This window comes from Paraburkholderia fungorum (assembly GCF_900099835.1).
GTDB classification, from domain to species: domain Bacteria; phylum Pseudomonadota; class Gammaproteobacteria; order Burkholderiales; family Burkholderiaceae; genus Paraburkholderia; species Paraburkholderia fungorum_A.
This window is the reverse complement of record NZ_FNKP01000002.1, coordinates 266,792-291,989: the sequence shown is the minus strand read 5'-3', so window position 1 is coordinate 291,989 and position 25,198 is coordinate 266,792. Positions and strand designations below refer to the sequence as shown.

The 25,198-nt window shown below is 60.3% G+C and carries 18 protein-coding genes, 2 tRNA genes and 1 rRNA gene; 9 read left to right on the top strand and 12 right to left on the bottom strand.

Annotation, left to right across the window (positions count from 1 at the left end):
- Positions 1-85: 85 nt before the first annotated feature.
- Positions 86-1,018: a thiosulfate dehydrogenase gene (locus BLS41_RS17615; protein ID WP_143026305.1), complete on the bottom strand. Its 933-nt coding sequence runs from the start codon at positions 1,016-1,018 to the stop codon at positions 86-88.
- Positions 981-2,570, bottom strand: a complete 1,590-nt coding sequence (locus BLS41_RS17610; protein ID WP_074767081.1) for a serine hydrolase — start codon at positions 2,568-2,570, stop codon at positions 981-983. Before BLS41_RS17610 ends, BLS41_RS17615 begins: the two co-directional genes overlap by 38 nt.
- A gap of 913 nt (positions 2,571-3,483) precedes the next feature.
- Between BLS41_RS17610 and BLS41_RS17605 the strand changes: the two genes are divergently transcribed.
- From BLS41_RS17605 to BLS41_RS17595, 3 genes are all read left to right on the top strand, one after another.
- Positions 3,484-3,825, top strand: coding sequence for a DUF4148 domain-containing protein (locus tag BLS41_RS17605; RefSeq protein WP_074767079.1), 342 nt, complete (start codon positions 3,484-3,486; stop codon positions 3,823-3,825).
- A gap of 261 nt (positions 3,826-4,086) precedes the next feature.
- Positions 4,087-4,572 carry a DUF305 domain-containing protein gene (locus tag BLS41_RS17600; protein ID WP_074767077.1) on the top strand — a complete coding sequence of 162 codons (486 nt, stop codon included), beginning with the start codon at positions 4,087-4,089 and terminating at the stop codon, positions 4,570-4,572.
- 28 nt (positions 4,573-4,600) lie between these two features.
- Positions 4,601-6,079, top strand: coding sequence for a YncE family protein (locus BLS41_RS17595; RefSeq protein WP_074767075.1), 1,479 nt, complete (start codon positions 4,601-4,603; stop codon positions 6,077-6,079).
- A 556-nt stretch (positions 6,080-6,635) separates the two neighbouring features.
- Here the strand turns inward: BLS41_RS17595 and BLS41_RS17590 are convergent.
- From BLS41_RS17590 to fdnG, 7 genes are all read right to left on the bottom strand, one after another.
- Positions 6,636-6,731 (bottom strand) — tRNA-Sec (locus tag BLS41_RS17590).
- 29 nt (positions 6,732-6,760) lie between these two features.
- The gene (gene selB / locus BLS41_RS17585; protein WP_074767073.1) at positions 6,761-8,674 is read right to left on the bottom strand and encodes a selenocysteine-specific translation elongation factor; all 1,914 of its coding nucleotides are present in this window, start codon (positions 8,672-8,674) and stop codon (positions 6,761-6,763) included.
- Positions 8,671-10,110, bottom strand: a complete 1,440-nt coding sequence (selA, locus tag BLS41_RS17580; protein ID WP_074767071.1) for an L-seryl-tRNA(Sec) selenium transferase — start codon at positions 10,108-10,110, stop codon at positions 8,671-8,673. Before selA ends, selB begins: the two co-directional genes overlap by 4 nt.
- 37 nt (positions 10,111-10,147) lie before the next feature.
- Positions 10,148-11,149 (bottom strand): formate dehydrogenase accessory protein FdhE, encoded by a 1,002-nt coding sequence (gene fdhE / locus BLS41_RS17575; RefSeq protein WP_074767069.1) that lies wholly within the window; start codon positions 11,147-11,149, stop codon positions 10,148-10,150.
- A 116-nt stretch (positions 11,150-11,265) separates the two neighbouring features.
- Positions 11,266-11,922, bottom strand: coding sequence for a formate dehydrogenase subunit gamma (locus BLS41_RS17570; protein WP_074767067.1), 657 nt, complete (start codon positions 11,920-11,922; stop codon positions 11,266-11,268).
- Positions 11,909-12,841, bottom strand: a complete 933-nt coding sequence (gene fdxH / locus BLS41_RS17565; RefSeq protein ID WP_074767065.1) for a formate dehydrogenase subunit beta — start codon at positions 12,839-12,841, stop codon at positions 11,909-11,911. The genes BLS41_RS17570 and fdxH overlap by 14 nt, the downstream gene beginning before the upstream one ends.
- A gap of 9 nt (positions 12,842-12,850) precedes the next feature.
- The gene (gene fdnG, locus BLS41_RS17560) at positions 12,851-15,919 is read right to left on the bottom strand and encodes a formate dehydrogenase-N subunit alpha (RefSeq protein WP_143026304.1); all 3,069 of its coding nucleotides are present in this window, start codon (positions 15,917-15,919) and stop codon (positions 12,851-12,853) included.
- A gap of 293 nt (positions 15,920-16,212) precedes the next feature.
- Between fdnG and BLS41_RS17550 the strand changes: the two genes are divergently transcribed.
- The 5 genes from BLS41_RS17550 to BLS41_RS39960 all read left to right on the top strand — a co-directional run bounded on the left by BLS41_RS17550 (position 16,213) and on the right by BLS41_RS39960 (position 20,288).
- Positions 16,213-16,470 (top strand): beta-xylosidase, encoded by a 258-nt coding sequence (locus BLS41_RS17550; RefSeq protein ID WP_074771012.1) that lies wholly within the window; start codon positions 16,213-16,215, stop codon positions 16,468-16,470.
- Positions 16,471-16,769: 299 nt separating this feature from the next.
- The gene (gene selD, locus BLS41_RS17545) at positions 16,770-17,834 is read left to right on the top strand and encodes a selenide, water dikinase SelD (protein WP_074767059.1); all 1,065 of its coding nucleotides are present in this window, start codon (positions 16,770-16,772) and stop codon (positions 17,832-17,834) included.
- Between the two features lie 139 nt (positions 17,835-17,973).
- On the top strand, positions 17,974-19,044 hold the full coding sequence (gene mnmH / locus BLS41_RS17540) for a tRNA 2-selenouridine(34) synthase MnmH (RefSeq protein ID WP_074767057.1): 1,071 nt from the start codon (positions 17,974-17,976) through the stop codon (positions 19,042-19,044).
- A 23-nt stretch (positions 19,045-19,067) separates the two neighbouring features.
- Positions 19,068-20,123 (top strand): permease, encoded by a 1,056-nt coding sequence (locus tag BLS41_RS17535; RefSeq protein ID WP_074767055.1) that lies wholly within the window; start codon positions 19,068-19,070, stop codon positions 20,121-20,123.
- 30 nt (positions 20,124-20,153) lie between these two features.
- On the top strand, positions 20,154-20,288 hold the full coding sequence (locus BLS41_RS39960; RefSeq protein ID WP_290439522.1) for a hypothetical protein: 135 nt from the start codon (positions 20,154-20,156) through the stop codon (positions 20,286-20,288).
- Between the two features lie 22 nt (positions 20,289-20,310).
- Here BLS41_RS39960 and dhaK read toward each other — a convergent pair whose 3' ends face one another.
- Positions 20,311-22,014 (bottom strand): dihydroxyacetone kinase subunit DhaK, encoded by a 1,704-nt coding sequence (dhaK, locus tag BLS41_RS17530; RefSeq protein ID WP_074767053.1) that lies wholly within the window; start codon positions 22,012-22,014, stop codon positions 20,311-20,313.
- A 309-nt stretch (positions 22,015-22,323) separates the two neighbouring features.
- Positions 22,324-22,400, bottom strand: a tRNA-Val gene (locus BLS41_RS17525).
- A 1,596-nt stretch (positions 22,401-23,996) separates the two neighbouring features.
- Between BLS41_RS17525 and BLS41_RS17520 the strand changes: the two genes are divergently transcribed.
- Entirely contained in the window at positions 23,997-24,461 is a 465-nt protein-coding gene (locus tag BLS41_RS17520) for a hypothetical protein (protein WP_074767051.1), read from the top strand.
- Between the two features lie 485 nt (positions 24,462-24,946).
- Here BLS41_RS17520 and rrf read toward each other — a convergent pair.
- A 5S ribosomal RNA gene (rrf, locus tag BLS41_RS17515) occupies positions 24,947-25,060 on the bottom strand.
- Positions 25,061-25,198: the final 138 nt, after the last annotated feature.

Sequence of the window (25,198 nt, the reverse complement as noted above, 5' to 3'; positions counted from 1 at the left end):
GCCGCGTGCGAACCGCTCTGTATGACGAAACATGCGATGGAGCGTGCGGCGCTCCATCGTTTCGATCCAGCGCCTGCCAGAACGCTCAACCTCCTTTCGAATAGGTGAACCCCCTGCTCTGGAGGTCGACCATAAACGACACCACGCTCGGGACCAGCACGACATCCGGAATCAGGTTATTAGTCAGATCAGCCGCAATCCTGTCGGCCGATGCCGCAGGCCGCCCGGCCGAACTCTGAAGCGCACGCGAGATAGCGTGAATGGAATCGTGACAGGCGATAAAGACCGCTCCGCGGCGCTGTAGCGAAGTCACGTTGTTATTCGCCGGGCCGTAAAAACCGGCCACGTTTTCAATGCTGTCCGATCGCGACACACCTGCTTTTTCGACGATCAGCGTGTTCGTTGCGAACTTCGGTCCCGCGAGCGCGGCGAGGTTATACGTGTCCCACATCGGTTGCGCGAACAACGCCAGGTGAGCAAGACCGTGGGTCGCGGAAACGGCCAGAAAATCCGCATTCCTGTTGGCAAAGACCTGCCCGTTCATTGCTTCGCGCATCAGTCCGGGCCATGGTCCCGCGAGATCCGTGTTTTCCCAGACCTGACGGGCTTTGGACTGATACTGCAACAGCTGCTCGGCGGCATCGAAATCCCAATACTGGCGATCCGTCAGCATGAACGGCACAGACTCGAAATTACGACGACGGGGCGCCGCAGCGAGCCGTTTGCCGAGTTGCGTGAGCGTCGTTGCACCATCCAGCCCCGCTAACATCGCGACGTCATGTGCTTCCTTCGCTTCTGCACGCCGTTGCGGCAGAAGCGCGGCGACGGACAGCGCGGCGAAACCCATCGTTCGAAGAACGTCCCGGCGTTTTGAACCTTGCAGAGTAGTCGACATATCAAACCTCATGATTGGTATATGGGTGTCTCTCAGGCGATGTGGGTCTGGACGCGCCGTGCGCACGCCAGCCCCACAGCTCGATTCAATAAGCACTGCTCGACTTGCGTACGAGTTCAGCAACGCCGGCCTTCATGGCCGCGATCGTCTTGGCGTCGTGAATGCCGTAGCGCTCTGCGATCCGGTCGAAGTTGGTGTAGCTCACCCACGTTCTGCCACGCTCGTCTTCCCAGACCGCGACACGCAACGGCAATTCGCTCGCGATGCCCGGTTGTTCCTGCATCAGCATGGTGCCGGCTGCCGGATTGCCGAACACGAGTACTTCGGTCGGCCGCATGCTGAGTCCCGCCTGCTCGGCGTTCATCTGATGATCGAAGTGCGCAAAGATCTGGCCATTCGCCGCTTTGATGTTCTTTTCAAGGCGTGCCACCGTTTCCTTCACGCCGAATACACTTTCATAGGTGGACGTTTGCGCGGGATCGTTACCCGAGCCCAAACGGGCATCGTAGGCCGAGGCGATGCGTCGCGCGAGATCCGTCAGATCGACGCCTTCGGTATTGGCGAGCAGTGTCACGCAAACCAGTTCGTCGGGATTGGTGAAGCGGCTCAAGTAAGCGCTATAGCCCGGCGCGTTGCCTTTGATATCCATGAAGCCCTTATGCTTCGTGAACTGCCATCCGGCCATGGCCGGCACGACCATGCCGTTGTCGAGCCGGGTCGGCTTATAGACCAGATCACGGTGCGCCGCCTCTTTGATCACCTCGTTGCCGGCCAGTGCAATATCCCAGGTGCTGACATCTTCGGCCGAAGCCCATAGCGAGCCGAAGGCAAACGCGCTCGACGAAGTCGCGGGCCGCGCATCGGTCAGTTGTCCATTGACCAGCCGGTAGCCGGCGGAAGGTTCAACGGGATTGATATAGTGGCCGTCGCCGGTGAACAGGTGGTGGCGCATGCCGGTCTTCTCGACCGGGTCGATAGCGGCATGCTCCGGAAAGTCTTCGATGAACATGGTGTGAGTCAGATTCAACGGCTTGATCTGACCGTTCCAGATGAAGTCGTGGTAGCTCATGCCGCTAGCCGATTCGATCGCCATGCCGAGCAGCAGAAAATTCGTCGCACTTTGCGCCACGGCGGTCCCTGGCTTGAATGCCAGTTTGCTGTCTTTCACCAGATCGACAAGCTGCTGCGGCTGATACTCGCGGGTCGCGTCATAGCCGGGCGCCTGTCGATAGTCGGCGAGACCCGTTGCGTGTTGCAGCAATTGCATCACAGTCAGCTTCGACCAGGCCGACGGCAAGCCTTGAACATATGTCGCGACCGGTGCGTGCAGATCCATCTTGCCGGCTTCGACCAGCTGCATCACCGCGACTGCCGTATAGCCCTGCGTGATCGGTCCGATATTCCAGAGCGTTCCCTGAGATGCCAGCAGTTTCTTCGTGGTGTCGCTTTCACCATATCCTGCGACGCGCGGAATATAGGGAGCTTCGACAATGGCCATGGTCAAGCCGGAAATGTGCTTTTCCTGCATGAAATCGGCAATCATCGTGTCGATGCTTTGTCCGTAATATTCCAGGCGCGCGTCGCCTCGCTCTGCATAGGTTGAGGGCGATGCGAACGACAATGCCATGCCGACGGACAAGACTGCGGCGGCCAGGCTGAGGCTAGATGTTTTCATTTGATGTGCTCCGCAAATAGAACGTTGTTTATTCGTGGGATGCGCTTTTCAACGTTGTCGCTAATGCGCTCGGTCCCAACCGGAAGCCGGATTCATCTGTATCCGGATGTGACCAGCTTAGATTTGGCGGAGGTTGACGACCATCGTACCTTCGGCGTCCGAAGGGTAGTCTTATCAGTACTTCAGGGTATCCATTAGTATTGGATTCGCCCGTTTTTTGGGCGGCACGCGCGAATTGGTTCGGGCTTTCCGCAGTCGGCAAGCTGGCCGGCGAGAGCGTCGACACTTCTGACAATCGGCGCAGATCTCGATGCACATCTATTCAGTTATCCCGTGCAAATTGGGCGCCGTCGTCGTCGGCGACGCGACGCAGAGTTGCGGTCCGTGTCTGCTACGAAGGGATCGTGCAAATAGGCGGAGAGTCGATTGGAGTATTGCGCCGCCACTCATCATCCGACAATGAGCAAGCTTAAAAGTATGGGCGAACGGTTTTTCGGCCGTCACTCCAAGCGCGACTTGTTCATTCTGTGCATGTACTAGTACCTGTGCTACAGGCTGAGACCGCGTGATCTTGTCCTGTCGCTAGCTCACACGACGATCATCACACTGTTCGCCCATGCTGAAGGGCCGACAAGGGACGACCTCCACGTTGGTATGGGTAACCCCGTCGAAGGACCATGCGCAGCTACACGTTCGCAGAATGGTGTGGACACGTCGCCCCCTCTAATCTTCTTACAGCACGGTCGAATACGAACACGGACAAAACGGATCGCTGGAGCGACCCCCGTACGCAGCGTTTGTATTCACCCGGCTCGACATTCGTGCGTTGTTTGGCCGACAACCCAGTCGGCACACCCCGACCTCGTCGATCTTTTCCGCAATCACTCGCCACCCGGCGTTCAAAGGAGTTGCCATGAAATCCTTCGCTTCCCTCATCGTTGCCACGAGCTTTTTCATTGTCCCCCTGTGCGGATTCGCCCAGCAAACCAACGCCTCGCTCACCCGCGCCGAAGTGCGCGCAGAGCTGGTTCAGATAGAAAAGGCGGGATATTCGCCGGCAACCGGTGATCACCAGACGTATCCCGCCGATATCGAGGCTGCCGAAGCTAAATTAAGCACCGAGGGCACGGCTGCCGCGACAAGCAGCGTAGGCGGTTCGACGAATCGCACTGAGTCCGGGCGGCGTCACAACCATGCAATGAACGACAACTGCGTGGGTCCGGCGAGTTACTGCACGCCTTATTTCGGAAGCTGACAAACGGCAAACAACTCGCGCGGTTCGCCCAATCGGCCCGTTGTTCGGCCGGAACACGGCGAACCGCCTCATTTTTGCCGTAGGCATGCCATGACGCCATGTCGACAAGACTTACCAGATATACGTTGGTATGGGTCGCACAGCTCATTTCAGAATGGTGGCGTGCCATCAGTCTGTGCATATTAAGTTATCCGATATGAAATCGGCGTCATGTTGTCACGCGGCGATGTCAAAGACATCTGACTATGGAATGGAGGCCCCATGGAAAACCTGAAAAACTGGCGACCAGCCTGGCTGCCGTTGATCGTACTGACCGGTCTGCTAACGACTTTCCCGCTATCGACACTTGCCCAGCATCGGGCTGCCCCCGACCCCATGGAAAAGCCGTTTCTCGCTGAAAACAATGAGGCGATGAACCGGATGATGACCGGTATGGCGGCCGCGCCAAGCGGTGATATCGACGACGACTTCGTTGCCATGATGCAGCCGCATCATCAGGGCGCGATCGACATGGCGGAAGTCGAACTGCGCTACGGCCACAACGAACAGTTGCGACGCATCGCGCAGGAAATCATCGTCGATCAGCAGCAGGAGATTGTTGCGATGAACATCGCGCTAAACCGCGCGCCACCGCCGCCCGCGCCCGTCCCGACGCAGATGCAACCGGTTCTTTCGCCCCAGACCGCGCCTCATCAAACGGGCATGCAGATGCCGATGCCCGCTAACGCTCGCCAAGTCCTGCGATGAGTGCCCTCACATTCCCCGGAGATACCAAATGAAGCAAATCTGCATTCTGCTAGTCACACTGGTGGCCACCGCTTTCGCACACTTGCCCGCAGCCTGCGCAGGCCAGGCTCCGGGCGCGTCGAGCGATCCCAACGTGCCGATCAGTCATCACGACCGTGTCTATGCGTCCGAGCAATTCTCGAACACGGTGTCGATCATCGATCCGGTGGACAACCATCTGATCGGGGTGATCCGTCTCGGCGATCCGTCGCCCGGCAACTTCAGCCCGCTTTATAAAGGCCAGGTGCTCGTGCACGGCATGGGTTACTCACCCGATCACCGCACGCTAGCCATCGTGGCGATCGGCTCCAATTCGGTGACGTTCATCGACACAACAACGAACGCGATCAAACACACGACCTACGTGGGCCGCTCACCGCACGAAGCGTTTTACACGCCGGACGGCCGCGAAGTCTGGGTGACCGTGCGCGGCGAAAATTACATCGACGTGCTCGACGCCGGGACCTATGCCGAAAAAACCCGTATCGTCACGCCAGCGGGACCCGGCATGACGATTTTTTCTACCGACGGAAAATATGGCTATGTATGTTCGTCGTTCAATCCGGAAGTCGATGTGATCACGGTGGCCGACCATCAGATCGTCGCGAAAGTCACGCAGGACAGTCCATTCTGCCCGAATATCGCGGCGACCCCGGACGGCAAACAGGTGTGGTTTACGCTGAAGGACATCGGTAAAACGCAGGTGTTCGATGCTCATCCACCGTTCTCGCTGATCAAGACTCTCGACACGGGGCCGATCACCAACCACGTCAACTTCGCCGTCAATTCAAAGGGATCGTTCGCCTACATCACGGTGGGCGGACTCAATGCGGTCAAGGTGTTCCGCACGGACACCTTCGCGCAGGTCGCAACGATTCCGGTCGGCAACATGCCACACGGCGTCTGGCCATCCGGCGATGGCTCGCGCATCTACGTCGGACTCGAAAACTCCGACACGATGACGGCAATCGACACGCGCACCAACAAGGTCATCGCGGTTGTCCCGATCGGTCAGGCGCCGCAGGCCATCGCGTATGTGTCGAATGCCGTTCCGGAAGGCGATGGCACCCAGAACATGCAACCACTCGGTGTAGCCGGCCAGGCTGCACATCTATCGATGGTGGGCGTCGACCATGCTGATGCGGCGGCCGCGCCAACCAGTGTCGTGCTATACGAGCAGGGCGTGGTGCAGGTCCTGCAGGCATCCGTCACGGGCCTGCAACCGAAGCAACCCTACGTGCTGGGACTCAGTGGTTCTGCGGATGGAAGCGGACCGGTAGAGCCGCTTGCGCGTTTCATGACCAACCCGGCTGGCTCGGCAATCGTCGACGCGATAGGGCAGATCCGGCAAGTGGTCGCGCCGGGACCCACGGAAATCTCTCCGGAAGGAGTCACGCGACGCTACCTCGTCATTGCCCCGACGGTCGAAGGCAAAACGGGAAATGCCGTGCAGGTCCAGTCGCTGTGATGGACGACCGATACGCCGCATCAAGGTGGCCGCGCTGACGTAGAGTGAAGTGAAGTTGTCACCAAGAACGAAGTAAAGTCGTCAATGGCTGGTTTGGCGTGTTGTACGCTGCAATGATGGGGCGTCGATCATTGGAAGATTTTCAAGCGCCTCCTCCCTATCTGCGAGACGGGCTGGAGGTCGCAATCGTCAATGCCAAGACGAAATCTGACTGCAATACGATCATGGAAATATCGCGCGATGGCGATACGATGTTCCTTGCGCCTGGACGCAAATCCAAGGGGCTGTTCCCCTATGTATAGGGCAACGGAGCCCATCTACCTCATCAAAAAAATAAACTTGGGTTGCACGAAGCTCGTAGATTTATGCAACCAAATTCGCCAGCTCGAACATGGCGGACATTGTAATTTCAATGTGACCCATATTGGCGTTGCTATCGCGAATAGCGAAAGAATAGATAAGGGTCGACGCGGAACCAATCAATTCGTGTCGTAAACGACATTAATTGATGAACTCCACAATTCCTCCTCCACTCCCACAACCGCCGATACCTTTCTGGCGGAAGGCAGCCGGAGTCGAACCGACCTGAGAACGTCTGACGCCCTCAACTGGGTTTGAAGCCCAGCCGTACCACCGGATACGAATGCCTTCCTACGGTGATTGAACTACGTGAACTAAAGATCAAAGCAGATCGAGCCAGCGACTATCCGTGCGCATCAGATGCAGGCCACGGTGGAAGCGAGTATACCCAACGCGGTCGAAGAACTCCAAAAGCTGGATCGCGCGTTTTCGTCCCAATCCGGTGACATCGCGAAACGGTGCGGCAGCTACCGTCCCCGCGTTCTTGGCCGCTTCGGCCGCCGCGATCGAAGCGAGTTCGCGGATCACGTCCTGATGATAAAAAAGATCGTGGACGACCTGAAAAAGCTCGCCCTGACGCGCGAGTTTGCGCATCAACTGGCGCATGCGATCTTCGGACACGCCCTGCGCACTCGCCAGATCGCGCACCCACGGCGGATCGAAACGCCCCGCCTTCACCGCCGGCAGAAGCGCCGCCGCGAGCGCCTGATCGGCGGCGTCGAGCGTCACGGCATGACCGGGCAAATGCAGCCACGGTCCACGCCTGACCAGCTCACCGCGCGCAGCCGCATCATCGATCAGCGCGCGCCAGAGTGCGTCGTCGGCCAGAGGCGCAGCAATGCGCCGCAAGCGCGACACGTCCGGCCCCAACTCATCCGGTGAGCGCTCGTGATATTGCGTCAGCGACGCGATCACGCGCGCGCTCAACGCCTGCCACGACGCATCGGCAACGAGCAGCGCGTCGTGCCCAGGCAACTCGACCACGCGCGTGTCCGAAGGCAAGGTCAAAGCACTCGCGGACCTACCCGTGAGCCGCTCCAGCAACGCACGCGATAAACCGAGCGGTGCTCTCGCGAACATCGCGTCGAGCGTGCCGGTGTCGAGCATTGTCCGGATTGCATCGAGCCACGCCAGCCGTTCAGCCGAGCGGCGTTTGCGCGACGGCGCGAACGGATCGAGCACCTGTCCGCCGCCAATCGTGCGATCAGCCTGCGCATTGCGCACGACAAACCGGTCGCCCGGCACCGCGCATATCGGCCGCTCGAACACCAGTTGAACGCGCGCGCGCTGACCGGCGCCGAGCGTGTCGCTCTCGAGTAAAGCAACATGCGCGACCTGATGCTGCGTGCCCAGATGCACATGCACCGGCGTCCAATGTTCGAGCGTGACGGATGCGTCGGCAAGCAAGGTCAGTGCGACATCGATGCGCTCGGACGCTTGCGACAAACGCGAATCGACGATCCAGTCGCCACGATCGATCGCGCTCTTTTCGATACTCGCGAGATTCAATGCGCAACGCTCGCCGGCGCGTCCCGTTTCGGCGGGGCGGTTTTGCGCATGGATGCTGCGTACGCGCACCGGCTGATTCTTCGGCGCAAGCAGCATCGTATCGCCGACGCTCACGCTGCCGGCGACCACCGTCCCCGTCACGATCGTGCCCTGCCCTGCGAGTGTGAAAACGCGATCGACGGCAAGCCGGAACAGTCCGTCGGACCGCCGCTTATGCCACGCGACGGCCGCGCCGAGAAGGTACGATTTCAGCGCGGCCACACCCGGGTCGTTAGCTTGCGTTGCGCAGGTTTCAAACACGGGTGCGGCCTGCAACACGCTGCCGCTCAGAAACGCAGTCACCTCGTTGTGCACGTCGCGCAGACGCTGTTCGTCCACCCGGTCGACCTTGGTCAACGCGACCGCGCCGCGCTGAATGCCGAGCAATTCCACAATCGCCAGATGCTCGCGCGTTTGCGGCATCACGCCGTCGTCGGCGGCGATCACGAGGAGCGCGAAATCGATGCCGCTCGCGCCCGCCGTCATCGTGTGCACGAGTTTCTCGTGACCCGGCACGTCGATAAAACCGAGCACGTCGCCGTTATCGAGCGGCACGTACGCGTACCCCAGCTCGATTGAAATGCCGCGCGCCTTTTCTTCTTTCAGACGATCGGTGTCGACGCCCGACAGCGCCTTCACCAGACTCGTTTTGCCGTGGTCGATATGCCCGGCCGTACCGACGATCATGCGTGCTCGCCCTTCAGTTGCCCGATCAGTTGCGCTTCGTCGGCGGCTTCGAGGCAGCGCAGGTCGAGGCGCAATGCGTCGTCCGCGATCCGGCCGATGACCGGTCGCGCCATCTCGCGCAGCCGCTTTTCCAGCGCCAGCAATTGCCGGCCGCCGCGTTTGCCGTCGGCCATCCTGACGACGAGGCCGTAGCTCGGCAGCACATCGATGGGCAACGCGCCGCTGCCGATCTGGCTGAACATCGGCTCAGACACCACCGCATAGCGCTCGCCAATCGCACGCTGCAATGCAGGTTGCACGCGCTCGGCGGCGAGACGGATGTCGTCGGCGGAACGGGTCAGCAGGCGTAATGTGGTCAGGCGTCCCACGAGCTTTTCCGGCGCGCGATAAAGCTGCAACACCGGCTCCAGCGCGGCGAGCGTCAACTTGCCGACGCGCAGCGCGCGCTTCAACGGATGCTTCTTGATCTTCGCGATCAGATCGCGCCGGCCGACGATCAAGCCCGCCTGCGGGCCGCCAAGCAGTTTGTCGCCGCTGAACGTGACGAGATCGGCGCCCGCTTCGACGGTTTCGCGCACAGTCGGCTCGCCCGGCAATCCCCATTGGCTCAGATCGACGAGCGTGCCGCTGCCGAGATCGACTGCCACCGACAGACCGCGCGCATGCGCGAGCGGCGCGATTTCGTTCAGGCCGACTTCTTTGGTGAAGCCGCTAATTGCGTAATTGCTCGCGTGGACTTTCATCAGCAGCGCGGTTTGCGGGCTGATCGCCTCGTCGTAATCCTTCAGATGCGTGCGGTTGGTCGTGCCGACTTCGCGCAGCTTCGCGCCCGCACGGCTCATGATGTCGGGAATGCGAAACGCCCCGCCGATTTCAACCAGCTCGCCGCGCGACACGATCACTTCTTTCTTCGACGCCAGCGCGGACAACGTGAGCAGCACCGCCGCCGCGTTGTTGTTGACGACGGTCGCGGCTTCGGCGCCGGTCAATTCACAAATGAGTTCATCGATCAGGTCATCGCGGTCGCCGCGCTTGCCGGTGTCGAGATCGAATTCGAGGTTGGCGGGTTGCGTGAGCGCTTTCATCACGGACTGCACGGCTTCGTCGGGCAACAACGCGCGCCCGAGGTTGGTGTGCAATACGGTGCCGGTCAGGTTGAAGACGCTGCGCAAACGTGATTCGTTGCGTCGGCGCAAGGCGCGTTCAACCGATTCGCGAAGCTGTGCGACGTCGAGCGCGTTGACGGCCGCATCGCCCGGTTGTGCGTTGAGCGCAGCCACGCGCCATTGATCGAGCGCATCGCGCAACGCGCCGAGCACCTGGGTGCGCCCAAACTCGGTGACGAGCGCCGCAAATTCCGTCGATGCAATGACCTTTTCCACCGACGGCACGCGTGCCATCAGCGCGCGCAATTCAGAGCCGCTTACGTCGCTCACGAAGCCATCCTTTTATTTTGTCGAGCCTGGTCGATGCTTAATCGGGCTCACTCGCAGACTCATCCGCCGAGTCACCGTCGGCCTGCTCAGGCCACAGCCACGGATGCGGCGACGCACGCCGGTAACCTTCCGCCCCCATCAACAGATCCAGCGTGAGACTGGCGAGGTCGTCCGCGAACGGCTCGAAATCGTAGTCCTTCGACTGAATGCCGATTTTGCGGTAAGTATGGCATTCGTCGCACGATTCCGCCTTCAAGGCGGCGTTCTTCGATTCGGCTTCGCGCGTAGCCTCGTCCGCTTCCGGCGAGCCAACCACATGGTACGCAATGCCCTTGGTCGAATCGCAATTCGAGCATTTCGAGCGGACCATATGCCATTCGGTCGCGCACAAGCCGCACTGCAGATAACGGTAATTGTCGTACGAACCGCCCACGCGCAGGATGCTCGCGACCGGGTGCGATCCGCAAACGGGACACAAACCGAGCGTCTCCAGATACGGGACTTCGCGTTTGTCGATATCGGCGGCGAGATCGGTCCAGACTACTTGCAGCGCGGCCATGATGAACGGCGCGCTCGCCGGATCGACCTCGTCGAAACGCTGCGCAAAAATCGCATCGGCTTGCGCTTCGAGCGCGGCCGGATCGATGGTGCGCAAGCGGGCGATCAATGCTTCGAGCGGCGGCGTCAACGGCCCTGCGGCCTGCAACTTGTCGAGCAACTGACGCAACACGCCATGCCACGCCGGATCGCGCATGCCGGACAGCGCGGGAATCAACGGCATCGAATGCTCTTGCGCGCTCGCGATCAACTCGCGGCTCGGCGGTTGCGCCTTGAAGCCCGTGATCACCGCCTGCTGTGCATCGGCGAGCACGGCCATCAACCTCAAATAACCGGCGATCGGATTGTTGAGCGCCGCCAGTTGACGCAAACGCGCGGCACGCGGTGCGAACACGGCAAGACGCTCCGGCGTGCGGATGCGAGGAATCGACGTGTGATCGAGCGACTCGATATCGCCGGCTTCAAGAATGCGTTGGACCAAAGTATCGACCTCTGAAAACTGAAAAGCCGCCGCTGTTCATCATCGAACGAAGGCGGCGGCTCATGGTGCCGCGCACCTGGAGAAGCGCGCGGCCTGACTTGCCTGAGACTGAACCACTACTTGCCGATGATTTCCTTGAACCAGTTCGGATGATGCTTTCTCGCCCAGCCATACGTGACCGTTCCGCGCGTCATGGCGCCGATCGATCCCTTGATCCACAACGCTGCATAAATATGCACGACGATGCCGACGATCAGCACGAACGCAGCCGCCGCATGAACCACCGCCGCGAAGCGAATCACCTCGATCGGAAAATAGAACGAGAAATAGCGCCGCCAGATCACGATGCCGCTGGCCAGCAACGCCAGCAAACACAGCACCATCGTAAAAAATAGCAGCTTTTGGCCGGCATTGTACTTTCCGATCGCGGGGAGTTTTTCCTCGCGATTGTTGAGCACGTCGTCGATCTGCTTCATCCACTGGATGTCCGCGCGGTCGAGATAATTGTGATGCCAGAAGCGCAACGCAAGAATCAGGAACGACACGAACATCACGCAGCCGACGAACGGATGCAGAATGCGCGTCCATTGTCCGCCGCCGAAGATCGCGTAAAGCCACGACATCGCCGGATGAAACATCGCGAGCCCGGACAGCGCCAGCAATACGAACGTGATGGCGGTAATCCAGTGATTCGTGCGCTCGTTCGGCGTATAGCGCTGGATCAGGCTATGACCGTTCACGTCTTTCAGGTCGGTCTGCTCAGGGTGCTTCATTGGATGCCTCCCTTGAACGGCGTACTTCATCGGCTTCATGCTGGGCTTCGGCTTCATCCGCCTCGCTGACCTCGTTCGGACCCACGCGCGTGTAGTGGAAGAACCCGGCCACCGCCGCGAACGCAATACCGGCCAGCGCCAGCGGCTTCGCCAGCCCCTTCCACACCGAAACCATGATGCTGATCTTCGGATTGTCCGGCAAACCGTGATACAGCGACGGCCGGTCGGCGTGATGCAGTACATACATCACATGCGTGCCGCCGACACCCGCCGGATCGTATAGACCAGCGTTCTGAAAACCGCGTTCCTTCAGATCGACGATGCGGTCGGCCGCCTGCTGATGCATGTCTTCCTTGGTGCCGAACATGATCGCGCCGGTCGGGCAGGTCTTCACGCAAGCCGGCTCCTGACCCACCGCCACGCGATCCGAACACAGCGTGCACTTGTACGCGCGGTTGTCCTTCTTCGAAATGCGCGGCACGTTGAACGGGCAGCCGGTCACGCAATAACCGCAGCCGATGCAGTTTTCCTCGTGGAAATCGACGATGCCGTTCGTGTACTGCACGATCGCACCCGGCGACGGACACGCCTTCAGGCAGCCCGGATCTTCGCAATGCATGCAGCCGTCCTTGCGGATCAGCCACGACAGATCGCCCTCGGTGTTCTCGTACTCGGAGAACCGCATGACGGTCCACGAATGCTCGGTGAGATCGGCGGGATTGTCGTACACCCCGACGTTCTCGCCGACTTCATCGCGCAGATCGTTCCACTCCATACAGGCGGTTTGACACGCCTTGCAGCCAATGCACTTCGACACGTCGATGAGCTTGGCGACCGTGCCGGTGACCGGCTCCCGCACCTGCGGCGGGGGCGTGGTCGTTGCCGACAGGCGTCTGATATCCAGTGATTGCAGTGCCATCTCTTTTCCTTATGCCTTTTCGACCTTGACGAGGAACGACTTGAATTCCGGTGTTTGGGAATTCCCATCGCCCACCGAGGGCGTTAGCGTATTGACGAGATAGCCCGGCTTCGTGAGTCCCTTGAAGCCCCAATGCAACGGCAACCCGACTGTCTGTACCTTCTTGCCTTCGATCATCAGCGTTTTGATGCGCTTGGTGACGAGCGCGACCGCGAAAATATGCCCGCGGTTTGACGACACCTTGACGCGATCTCCCGCCACCACGCCAACCTCCTTCGCCAGCTCCTCGCCAATTTCCACGAACTGCTGCGGCTGGATGATCGCGTTCAGATGCGCGTGCTTGGTCCAGTAATGGAAATGCTCGGTCAGACGATAAGTGGTCGCCGTATGCGGGAAATTCTCGTGCGTGCCGAACGCCGCCCTGTCGTCCGGGAACACGCGTGCGGCCGGATTGCTGACCACCAGCTTGTTGTCCGGGTGCATCGGGTTGTAGCCGAGCGGCGTTTCGAACGGCTCGTAGTGTTCGGGGAACGGCCCTTCGACCATCCCGTCGCGCGAGAAGAAACGCGCCACGCCTTCCGGATTCATGATGAACGGATTCATACCGTTTTCAGGCGGCTCGTCGACCTTGAAGTCCGGAACGTCGGCGCCCGACCACGTCTTGCCGTTCCACGCAATCAGCTTGCGCTTTGGATCGAACGGCTTGCCGCTGACATCGCACGACGCGCGGTTGTACAGAATGCGCCGGTTCGCCGGCCATGCCCACGCCCAGTTCAGCGTATTGCCGATGCCGGTCGGGTCGGAGTTGTCGCGGCGGCCCATCTGGTTGCCCGCCTGGGTCCACGATCCGCAGAAGATCCAGCAGCCGCTCGCGGTGCTGCCGTCGTCGCGCAATTGCGCGAAGCTCGCCAGCTGCTCGCCCTTTTTGGCCAGCACCTTGGTCTTGTCGGTCGGATCGGTGACGTCGGCGAGTGCCTTACCGTTGAACTCCATAGCCAGTTCTTCGGGCGTGGGGCTTTCCGGGTCCGCGTACGGCCAGCTCATGTTCAGGATCGGATCGGGATACTTGCCGCCGTCCTTTCGATAAGCGTCGCGCATGCGCAGCCACAACCCTGACATGATTTCCAGATCGCTCTTGGATTCGCCGGGACCTTCCGCGCCCTGCCAGTGCCACTGCAGCACACGGCTGGAACTGACCAGCGATCCGCGTTCTTCCGCGAAACAGGTGGTCGGCAAACGGAATACTTCGGTCTGGATCGACGCGGTATCGACGTCGTTGAATTCGCCGAAATTCTTCCAGAACTCCGACGTTTCCGTCGCGAGCGGGTCCATGATGACGAGCCACTTCAGCTTGGCCAGACTCGCGCCGATCTTCGCCTTGTTCGGCGCCGCGGCGAGCGGGTTGAAGCCCTGCGCGATGTAGCCGGTCATCTTGCCTTGATTCATCAGCTCGAAGACCTGCAGCATGTCGTATGACTTATCGAGCTTCGGCAGATAGTCGTAACCGAAGTTGTTCTGCGCGGTCGCGTTATCGCCCCACCACGACTTCATGAAACTGACATGGAACGCGCGATAGTTGCGCCAGTAGCTCAACTGGTTCGGCCGCAGCGGCTGGGTTGCGCGCTTGGCGATGTACGCGTCGAAGTCCTGCTCGGCTTCCATCGGCAGCGTCATGTAGCCCGGCAACAGGTTCGACATCAAACCGAGGTCGGTCAAGCCCTGAATGTTCGAGTGACCGCGCAGCGCATTCATGCCGCCGCCCGCGATGCCGATATTGCCCAGCAGCAACTGCACCATCGCGCCGGTGCGGATGATCTGCGCGCCGACCGAGTGATGCGTCCAGCCGAGCGCGTACAGCACCGTGCCGGCACGGCCGGGCACCGCCGTCGACGCAAGCATCTCGCACACGTGAAGGAACTTGTCCTTCGGCGTGCCGCAGATTCGCTCGACGTGCTCGGGCGTGTAGCGTGAGTAATGCTGTTTCAGCAGTTGATAGACGCAACGCGGATTCTGCAGCGTCGGATCGACCTTCGCAAAGCCGTCGTCGCCGCGTTCGTAGTCCCACGAGCTTTGATCGTATTTGCGCTTGTCGGCGTTGTAGCCGGAAAACAGACCGTCGGTAAACGTAAAGTCGTCACGGACGATGAACGACATGTCCGTGTAATTTTTCACGTACTCGTGCTGAATCTTGTCGTTAGTGATCAGATAGTTGATCACCCCACCCAAGAACACGATGTCCGAGCCGGTACGGATCTGCGCGTAATAGTCCGCCACCGACGCCGTGCGCGTAAAACGCGGGTCGACCACGATCAGACGCGCCTTGCGGTGCGCTTTCGCTTCCGTCACCCACTTGAAGCCGCACGGGTGCGCTTCGGCCGCATTGCCGCCCATTACGAGAATCACATCCGCGTTCTTGATGTCGACCCAATGGTTCGTCATCGCTCCACGGCCAAACGTCGGGGCAAGACCTGCCACCGTCGGGCCGTGTCAGACACGTGCTTGATTGTCGAATGCGAGCATGCCAAGACTGCGGACAGTCTTGTGCGTCAAATAACCGACTTCATTGCTACCGGCCGATGCGGCAAGCATGCCGGTGGTCAGCCAGCGGTTGACCTTCTTGCCGTCTTCAGTCGTTTCGACGAAGTTGGCGTCGCGGTCTTCCTTCATCAGCTTCGCGATGCGGTCGAGTGCGTCTTCCCACGACATGCGCTTCCACTCGTTCGATCCGGCCGCGCGGTACTCGGGATACTTCAGACGGCTCGGACTATGAATGAAGTCGATCAGGCTCGCGCCCTTCGGGCAAAGCGTGCCGCGATTGACCGGATGATCGGGATCGCCCTCGATGTGAATGATGCTGGACTTCGCGTTCTTCGCGTTGTCGCCCAGTCCGTACATCAGGATGCCGCAGCCCACGGAACAGTACGGGCAGGTGTTGCGGGTTTCGGTTGTGCGCGACAATTTGTATTGACGGACTTCCGCGAGCGCGGGTGTCGGCGAGAAGCCCATGAGGGCGAGACTCGATCCGGCGAGCGTGGTTGCGGAGACCTTTAGAAATTGTCGCCGGGACATATGGGTCATTGAATGGCCTCGGCTCTTTCGGGATACTGAGAATGATTATAGATGCCGGCATGGAGTCGTGCAGTGTCGAGTGGGTCACTAAAATCGCCTGCAAATATGAAATGTCACAGCCGGTTTGAGGCAGTCGGGCATTATTTCTGCTGCATGAAGGGGGCGGTCAATCAACCTTCCAATGGACGCCTGCCCTCACCATGAACCGTCAAAATTTCCTCTCCGATTTCAAACGCACTTTTAATCACCCCGCAAAATGGCGCGCATCGGTCGGTTGCCTTTCGCTTTTGATGGGTGGCGCGATGACCCTTGCAAGCGACGAAAGCTTTGCGCAGATCACCCAGGGCAGCGGCTCGTCACAGCAGGAAAATCGCACCTCGGCGATGGGCGCGTCGCCCGATCCCTCCGCTTCGATGGTTCATGAGTCGCACAAGCCTCAGAGCAAGGACAGCGGTTCTGGCAATTCTCGTGGCAAGACCGGCGCGAAAGGCCACAAGCCGCAGGGCGCAGGCGGTTTCGACAATGGTTTGTACGGCACCGGCGCGGGCAGCAACAAGTAGCAACGAGGCAGCGAACGGCAACTTTTACGCGTATCAAACGAACGAATCAAACCGGCGTGTCAATTTGTTGCAGAACGTTGAAACTTCGCCAGGTTAAGCATCGCGATACGCGCCGGAGAGATTGTTAATGGTTGTTGCGCCATCGCCTATTTGCCGGACACACCCGACCCGCGCCATGGCTTTTCGCGATTCCGCCCGCGAATCTGGCTCGCTGCCGCTTTGGCGCACCCGCCAAACTCGGCACTATGTGCGAACAACCATCATAATGCGGTCATTCGAAGCCCGGAATTCGCGCCATCATGACCGACACCCACGTCCAGACCAGCCCCTCGCCCCGCCTCACCAGCCTCTCTCACGGCGGCGGCTGCGGTTGCAAGATCGCTCCCGGACTGCTCGCCGACCTGCTCAAGCGCAGCGCGCCGCTGCCCTTCTTTCCCGACCTGCTGGTTGGAAACGATACCGCCGACGACGCCGCCGTCTACAAGCTCAACGACGATCAGGCGATCGTTGCCACCACCGACTTCTTCATGCCGATCGTCGACGACCCGTTCGACTTCGGCCGGATTGCCGCGACCAATGCGCTCTCCGACGTCTACGCGATGGGCGGCAAGCCGATCATGGCGCTCGCGATTGTCGGCATGCCGATCAACGTATTGCCGCACGACGTGATCGCGGCCGTGCTGAAGGGCGGCGAGTCGGTGTGCGCCGAGGCGGGCATTCCGCTCGCGGGCGGCCATTCGATCGATTCCGTCGAGCCGATTTACGGGCTTGTCGCGATCGGCGTGGTCGATCCGAAGCGCGTCAAGCGCAACGCGGGTGCAAAAGCGGGCGATGTGCTGATTCTCGGCAAGCCGCTCGGCGTCGGCATTCTGTCGGCGGCACTGAAGAAAGACCGGCTCGACGCCGCGGGCTACGCCGCGATGATCGGCGCGACGACCAGGCTGAACCGGCCGGGCGCAGAGCTGGCCCGGCTCGACGGCGTTCACGCGTTGACCGACATCACCGGTTTCGGCCTGCTCGGCCACACGCTCGAACTGGCGCGCGGCTCGAATCTGACCGCTCGCGTGCGTTACGCGGATTTGCCGTGGCTGCCGGACGTGGTGAACCTGGCCGAGGCCGGTATCTTCACGGGCGCGTCGGGGCGCAACTGGGATGCTTACGGCAAGAATGTCGTGCTCCCATCGAGTTTGCCGTCGACGGCTCGCGCATTGCTCACCGATCCGCAAACATCGGGCGGATTGCTGGTGTCATGCGCACCGGAATCGGTCGACGAAGTGCTCGCGCTGTTCCGCGCCGACGGATTCGCCGACGCCTGCGTGATCGGCGACATGGTGAACGGCGAAGCGCGTGTCGAAGTAGCCTGAAATATCCGTAGACAATATGACGATATGAGGGCGCTTCGGCTTACGAAGCGCCCTCATCGTCCGGGCCGTCCATCAGCCGCCATTAACGGCGCATGAGATAATTTCCGCTTCCCGCCGTAGACCGTTTTGCCCCTATCTCTTGAAAAACCTTTTAGTCAGCCTCGAAAAAGCAGGTGATTTCGACGAAATCATCGATGTACGCACGCCTCTCGAGTTTGCGGAAGACCACATTCCGGGCGCGATCAACGCGCCTGTGCTGAGCAACGAAGAACGCGTACTGGTCGGTACAACGTATAAACAGGTGTCGCCGTTTGAAGGCACACGGATCGGCGCAGCGCTGGTCGCGCGCAATATTGCCCATCACCTTGAAACGACTTTCGCCGACCGTCCGCGTAGCTGGCGGCCGCTCATTTATTGCTGGCGGGGCGGCAAGCGTTCCGGCTCGGTGACGACACTGTTCAACATGATCGGCTGGCCGGCACGTCAACTCGATGGCGGCTACAAAAGCTATCGGCGCGCGACGCTCGACACGCTCGACGCGTTGCCCGCCACCTTCAATTACATCGCGCTGGTGGGCCCGACCGGCAGCGGCAAGACCCGACTGCTCACGGCGCTGAACCACGCGGGCGCGCAAACGCTCGATCTCGAAGCGCTGGCGTCGCATCGCGGCTCGCTGCTGGGCGCGTGGGCGGGCATGCCGCAGCCGTCGCAGAAGCGCTTCGACACGTTGCTCGTGAGCGCGTTACGCGAGTTCGATCCAACGCAACCGGTGTTCGTGGAAGCGGAAAGCCGGCGCATCGGCGCAATCACGCTGCCGCTCGCGCTGCTCGATAAGTTTCATCGCGGCGCGTGCGTCGAGGTGCTGTCGAGCCGCGAAGATCGCGCGACGTTCCTGCTGCACGACTACGCGCATCTGTTCGACGATCCCGATTCGCTGAAAGGGCAACTGCAACGAATGATCGGATTGCACAGCCGCGAACGTGTGACCGGCTGGCAACGACTCGTCGACGAAAACAGGCGGGCCGAACTCGCTCACGAGTTGATCGGGCGGCATTATGATCCCGCCTACGCGCGCAGCAGCCATGAGCATTTCGTCGAATTGCCGCACGCGCTGCAAATGAATTTCCGCCCGAACGACGCGGATGTCGTCGGTCAGGCAAAAGCACTGCTCGCGCAACTGAACACCCGCGCGCTCGTTGTCAGCGAATAAAAACCCACGCCAGAGACCTCATCATGCAAACAACCCTTAGACAGCCCCGTGCCGCGCTTGGCTGGATCGTCTTTCTGCTGATCGCTGTGGTCGGCCTCTTCTATGTGAAGTGGTTCCCCTACTACAACCGCGCGTTCGTCGCGGCGAGCCAGCATTCGATCGGCAAATCGATTCTGATGGGCACCTCGGCGAACGCGCCCGCGCCGTCGCTGCAAGCCGCACTCGATTACGCCCTCGCCTACGGCAAGGCCATCTGGCAGGCAATGGTGCTCGGTCTTCTGCTAGGTTCGGCGGTGCAGGCGCTAATTCCGCCGCAATGGGTCGCACGCGCGCTCGGGCGCAGCGATTTCAGCAGTGTCGTGAAGGGCGGCCTGATGTCGTTGCCGGGCATGATGTGTACCTGCTGCGCGGCGCCGGTCGTCGCCGGTTTGCGCGCGCGTCAGGCGGCGCCGGGCGCGGCGATCGCCTTCTGGCTCGGCAACACCGCGCTGAATCCGGCCACGTTGATCTTCATGGGCTTCGTGCTCGGCTGGCAGTGGATGGGCTTGCGGCTCGCGTTGGGCATTGTCATGGTGTTCGGCCTGGGCTATCTGGTGAACCGCATGGTCACGCCGAAAGAAGCCGAAGCATCGCGCGACGAAATAGCGAAGCTGATCACCATTGACGAAGCCGGCACCGCCTTTTCGCGCTGGCTGAAAATTCTCGGCGCGATGACGCTGCGCCTCGTGCCCGAATACATCGTACTGGTGCTGATTCTCGGCGCGGCGCGCGCGTGGCTGTTTCCGCACATTGGGCCGAACATCGACAACAGCCTGGTGTGGATCGTCGCGCTGTCGATCGCCGGGACGCTGTTCGTGATCCCGACTGCCGGCGAGGTGCCGATCATTCAGGCGATGCTGTCGTTCGGCATGGCGTCTGGCCCTGCCGGCGCGTTGCTGATGACGTTGCCGCTAATCAGCGTACCGTCGATGGCGATGCTCGGACGCTCGTTCCCGCGACGCGTGTTGACGGTCGTGGCGCTTGCCGTGCTGGTGTGCGGCGTGGTGAGCGGGCTGTTGGCAGTCGCTTTGGGTTTCTGAGTTTGTGCTTTTGAATCGGGTTTTTCAGGTATGAAACGTATCGCCGCATTCGCCGTGACGAGTTGGTCGGCAGCAGGGCTGCTTTATTTTGGACAGCACTCTGTCGCGCTGATCGTCGTGAGCGGAGTCGTCGCGCTGGCCGGGTTCGATCTGCTGCGCCCGTAACGACCCGCCCCTCAAGACTCACTCAGTTCACTACCGCCTCGTGAATCGTGGCAAGCCACAACGCAACTGCATGCGCTCCCGGGTCAGCGTGACCCAGAGCGCGATCGCCGACATAACTCGAACGCCCTCGCCGTGGATGCATCGACGCAGTTTGTGACGTGCCTTCGATGGCGGCGTCGACGGCGGCTTTCAATGCGGCGTCGATGGATTCCCGATGAGCGAGCGCGGACTGCAATGCATCGGCGGCGGGCTTCAGTGCATCGACCATGGTGCGGTCGCCGGGATGCGCTCCCCCTAGCTCCATCAATCCGTCGACACCCGCGCTGAACGCCGCCGCCCATTCGGTCGCCGTCGAGCCGCCGGACTGCTCGAGGGTCGTGGCCGCGCGCAACAACATCACCGCGTAGAGCGGCCCCGACGTTCCGCCGACCACACGTCTTATCGTCGCGGAAATGCTGCGTAGTACGGCGCCCGGCGTCGCCTCGGCGGGATACCCGTCGATCTCCTGCAGAACCGCCCGCGCGCCGCGAGACAGGCTGATACCGAGATCGCCGTCACCGACACGTTGATCCATCGCGGTCAACGTCGGCTCTGCTTTCAGCAGGCACGCGCAGACGGCTTCGATTGCGTGACGCAACGTGGAGTCGCGCGAGAGCGTGGCGCCGCTCGCGCGATCGGGCGTAGCGGCTGCGGCTCGCACCGAAACCGGCGCAACGCGTCCGCTCAACGCGGGCCACGCGCTGGTGTGCGCGGCGGCATCGAGCCAGCCGAGCCGCTCGTCGTCCACTCGCAATAACGACAACGAAACACCCGCCATTTCCAGTGCGCTCAGAAACGTGCCCGCCCACGCGCGCTTGACCTGGATGCCGTGTTCCGCCAGATAACGCAGCGCGGACCCCGCCACAATGCTCAATTCACTCGACGGCGTGCCACCGAGATTGTTCACGAGCAACACCGCGCGATCACCGCTTTGCAACGACAGGTCGCCGATAATCTTCGCCAGCAATTTGCCGACGATCGTGTTCGCCGGTTCCATCGCGCCGCGCTCCACGCCTGGCTCGCCATGTATGCCGAGTCCCCATTCGATTTCGTCGTCGGCCAGTTCGAAGCCCGGCTTGCCGGCAGCGGGCACCGTGCACGGCGTGAGCGCGACACCCATGGTGCCGAGCGACGCGGCGACATTCCGTGCGATCTGCGCAACCTCTTTCAGCGGACGCCCTGCCGCAGCCGCCGCGCCCGCAATCTTATGGACCAGCACGGTCCCCGCAAGCCCACGCCGGCCCGCGTGGTCGCCGCTCGCGGTCAGTGCGACGTCGTCGGCGACAATCACCATTTCCGTGGGAATGCCCTCGGCGCGCGCGATCTCGGCGGCGAGGCCAAAGTTGAAGCGGTCGCCCGTGTAGTTTTTCACGATCAGCAACGCGCCTGCGGGACCGGCAACCGCACGTATGGCGTCGAGCACCGCGTCCGTGGAGGGCGACGTGAATACTTCGCCCGCTACCGCCGCACTCAGCATGCCGTGGCCCACATAGCCTCCGTGAGCGGGCTCGTGACCCGAGCCGCCACCTGAGATCAACGCGACCTCGTTGCGCGCCGCTACGGCCTCAATATCGGCCCGCACGACGATCGTGCCGCCTTGCAGCAGCGAGAGATTGGGATTGAGCGCCGCGAGTCCGTCGAGCATGTCGGGGACGACTGCGGAGACGTCATTGATGAGCTTCTTCATTGCGTCAGCATCCTTTGAAAACTACCCGCGCGTAGTTGTGCGCGCCTGGCAGATTATTCGGTGACGAAGCAGTGGCGATGGGTCGAGAATTCGGTGGAGATTTGCTGGTGATTCAACAGAAAGCGTGAAGGCTTAACTTTACCGCGCATTGCTGAGAACAGTGACGGAATGCGACAGACGTGAACGCGCAAATGCATCCGCGAAAGAAGGGACTTTTATAAAACAGGGAGGCGGTAGAGAAGAAAAGAGAGACACTGAACATGACAGTAGACGAAAGCGGAACCGCTTTCGTCTACGTCACATATTCGTTGGTAGGCTCGATTGGATTCGAACCAACGACCCCCACCATGTCAAGGTGGTGCTCTAACCAACTGAGCTACGAGCCTTTAGAGAGCGCGAATTATAGAGAGTCCTCGCGCGCAGCACAACCCCTCGGTGCAATTTTATGTCGATATGTGTGCTTCGGTTCAGTTTGCGAGGTAAGTTGCGCTTTGTCTGGTCTGCGAATCCAGCAGTTAGGCCCGGTCGATTCCAGTACTCGAATGCGAATGGGCTGTCGTCGAAATGCGGCACATGATTGCTGCCGGCGACACATTCGCGATTTGAGCAGTGGATGCATGCGCGCGACGCGGGTTGGAATCGGAGTGGTTGGACATGTCGCGACTCGTGCGTGTGCCTTGTTATCGCGAGCTCTAATTTGCGTGTGTCAGGTATGGCAGAGCGTGTCGTGAACATGTGCTGAGTACGAAGCACAAGTGAGGGTTATTTTTTTGGCATCTGTGTTGATGTGAGGTTGGCGTTGGCCAATGCGCTGAGTACTTCGCTATCCGGTTGAATATCGTCATTGCATTCGACCTGCCGCACGTGAGTTGCGTATCGGCATGACCGTCACTCGTAGTCAGCGGCCGATCATCAGCCTGAACCGCACGACGATGTCAGCGATGGTTAGCGGCGCCGATTTTTAGACCGAAACGTGTGAGTGATAAGCACCCAGTTGATCAAGAGCTTTGCTGTTCATCTTTGGGTAGCTACTTCGTCGCCGTCTCGCGCAACGCATCCTTCCTAGGTCAAAAAGCGCGGTAGATAAGGTTCAGTTGTATTAGCCTCTACTCGCCGCTCAGATACTGTCAGCGAAGATCTCGCCCACCGTCGGTTATAGGAATGATTCTCCGGGGCGACTCGAATCTCTAGCCCACCACTTCGCGGCTTCGGGTCAACCGTCTCCTCTCACCGGAAAGAGAGCTATCAAGTTGGAAATGACGAACTGAACTAACACTGTCGGGCAAGTCAACTGCTGTTATCTATAGCTAAGTTGCCAACGTTGCAACTTTACGCGCCACGCCCACGCTGCGAGATTTTTGCGTTTCCGTGCACGGTAGCGCTTGCGCCATTGGAGATCAACGTGCCTCGATCCAATGCGGCATCCACAATTGCCTTAAACGTTGTCGATTTCCTCGCGTCGTTGAGGTCCGGCAAGTCGATCATTCTGCACAGCCTCAAATGATCATGTGCGGATCGGCTTCATACGCCCCCGTTGTCACAGACGTCTGAGGCTTCATTTCACTGATACGCGGCCTTGCTGCCTGACAGCGGCTGCGTTGGAAATGTGCGCTTAGCGCCCTATCAGCGTGATTGATGTAATCGTCACGTAGAGCGTGAATTGATTGCTTAAAAGCTGTCGTGCGACGTGCTCCACGTCCGAAGCGGCCGGATGCAGATCCACCACGCTGCTATAGGTGCGCCAGTTGTCACCGACACCAACCCGCGCTGCCGACCGAGTGACGCAATGAAGGGGGATCGAAAGCCACTGCTTTGGTGAACTGAAAAGGTGCGAGCAACGCCTGAAACGAATGCAATTCGCGGTCGCGGAATGACTTACCAGCGCAGGTTGAGATGTGCTCAGTGAAGTATGCGCGGTGAGGGCTCAATCTTTTACGGAGCGCGCCGTTATTGCATCTGCACAGGCATAACTTTGGATCTTCATGGCACAACCTATCCCCTTATCCCGCAACGCGGGCGCGGCGCGCGCGCGGCATGCCAAGGCCATGCTGCTGCCCATGCCGCGACAGGTCGCCGACGACCTCGCACTACGCATGCACCTCTCGCTCGACGCCTTGCGCCGCGGTGTCGGCAGCATGACCGATGCACAAACGCTTACGCAGGTCATGCTGCTCAACGGATTCCTTGCCGATTCCGGGTTCGGCAAGGTAACCGGCGAGGAGCTCGGCGCAGCGGACGGCGCGGTCGCAGCGGTGTTCGATATCGGCAGATTGACTGGTGAATGGCGCTTGGACGACGCGGGATTCGAACTTTTCGCCAAACTCGCAACAAATTACGACCGGCAATTGCATAGCGCGCCACTTTGGGTCGTAACAGACGCGAGCGAACGGCTCGACCGCGTTATCGCTGGCGTGCCGGATCAAACACTGATGCGTAAACGGGCTTAGGCGGCCGGATGGCTTTGTAGTGCCGCGGAGTTTTTTACGACGAAGTGGCGACGATTAGCGCCGTGTGTGACGAGCCGTCGAGGGTGACGCGCAAAGGGAGCGTCGTTAGATCAGACGTAGGATATCGAAGCGCGCAAACGCCTTAGATTGGAAAGCGTTGAAGATATCGGCGTATAGACCACACGGCCGGTATTGATGATTGGTGTATTCGGGGAATAAGTTGCTTCGGATTCTCGAAGCAGTACCTGCTGAACTGGGTTATCAGCGCTTGGGCGCGTTTATTCCGATAATTTGGAAGGCACGAGGAGTTGCAAGAAACCTCTGGCCGCATGTGTCACGGTCGCTACCATACGCGCTCCTGCCATGGCCGGGATTCCTCTGCAGCCTGCGGGATGCGCCCCCCGACGCTTTCAGGATGCTGAATCGGTGCTGGTAAACGCAGAAACCCCACCTTTGTGGGGTGGGGTTTCTGATGCTGCTGGGGAGCCTGACGATTACCTACTTTCACACGGGCAATCCGCACTATCATCGGCGTGGAGTCGTTTCACGGTCCTGTTCGGGATGGGAAGGGGTGGTACCGACTCGCTATGGTCATCAGGCATGACTTGTTGTCGTGTCGCCTTTGGGGCAACACAACCAATCTGGAAGAAGTAGTTTCTGGTGATGCTCACCAGAGAAGCTTTTGGGGTTGTGCTGTTTCTGGCACAACACTGATCTCAACCGTGCGTCTCGTGTCC

Bases quoted from the DNA above. Each gene is read 5' to 3' on its own strand.
- BLS41_RS17610 (WP_074767081.1), bottom strand. From the start codon at position 2,570: ATGAAAACATCTAGCCTCAGCCTGGCCGCCGCAGTCTTGTCCGTCGGC.
- fdxH (WP_074767065.1), bottom strand. From the start codon at position 12,841: ATGGCACTGCAATCACTGGATATCAGACGCCTGTCGGCAACGACCACG.
- BLS41_RS17595 (WP_074767075.1), top strand. From the start codon at position 4,601: ATGAAGCAAATCTGCATTCTGCTAGTCACACTGGTGGCCACCGCTTTC.
- dhaK (WP_074767053.1), bottom strand. From the start codon at position 22,014: ATGAAGAAGCTCATCAATGACGTCTCCGCAGTCGTCCCCGACATGCTC.
- BLS41_RS17605 (WP_074767079.1), top strand. From the start codon at position 3,484: ATGAAATCCTTCGCTTCCCTCATCGTTGCCACGAGCTTTTTCATTGTC.
- selD (WP_074767059.1), top strand. From the start codon at position 16,770: ATGACCGACACCCACGTCCAGACCAGCCCCTCGCCCCGCCTCACCAGC.
- BLS41_RS17570 (WP_074767067.1), bottom strand. From the start codon at position 11,922: ATGAAGCACCCTGAGCAGACCGACCTGAAAGACGTGAACGGTCATAGC.
- BLS41_RS17600 (WP_074767077.1), top strand. From the start codon at position 4,087: ATGGAAAACCTGAAAAACTGGCGACCAGCCTGGCTGCCGTTGATCGTA.
- BLS41_RS17520 (WP_074767051.1), top strand. From the start codon at position 23,997: ATGGCACAACCTATCCCCTTATCCCGCAACGCGGGCGCGGCGCGCGCG.
- BLS41_RS39960 (WP_290439522.1), top strand. From the start codon at position 20,154: ATGAAACGTATCGCCGCATTCGCCGTGACGAGTTGGTCGGCAGCAGGG.
- BLS41_RS17550 (WP_074771012.1), top strand. From the start codon at position 16,213: ATGACCCTTGCAAGCGACGAAAGCTTTGCGCAGATCACCCAGGGCAGC.
- BLS41_RS17535 (WP_074767055.1), top strand. From the start codon at position 19,068: ATGCAAACAACCCTTAGACAGCCCCGTGCCGCGCTTGGCTGGATCGTC.
- selB (WP_074767073.1), bottom strand. From the start codon at position 8,674: ATGATCGTCGGTACGGCCGGGCATATCGACCACGGCAAAACGAGTCTG.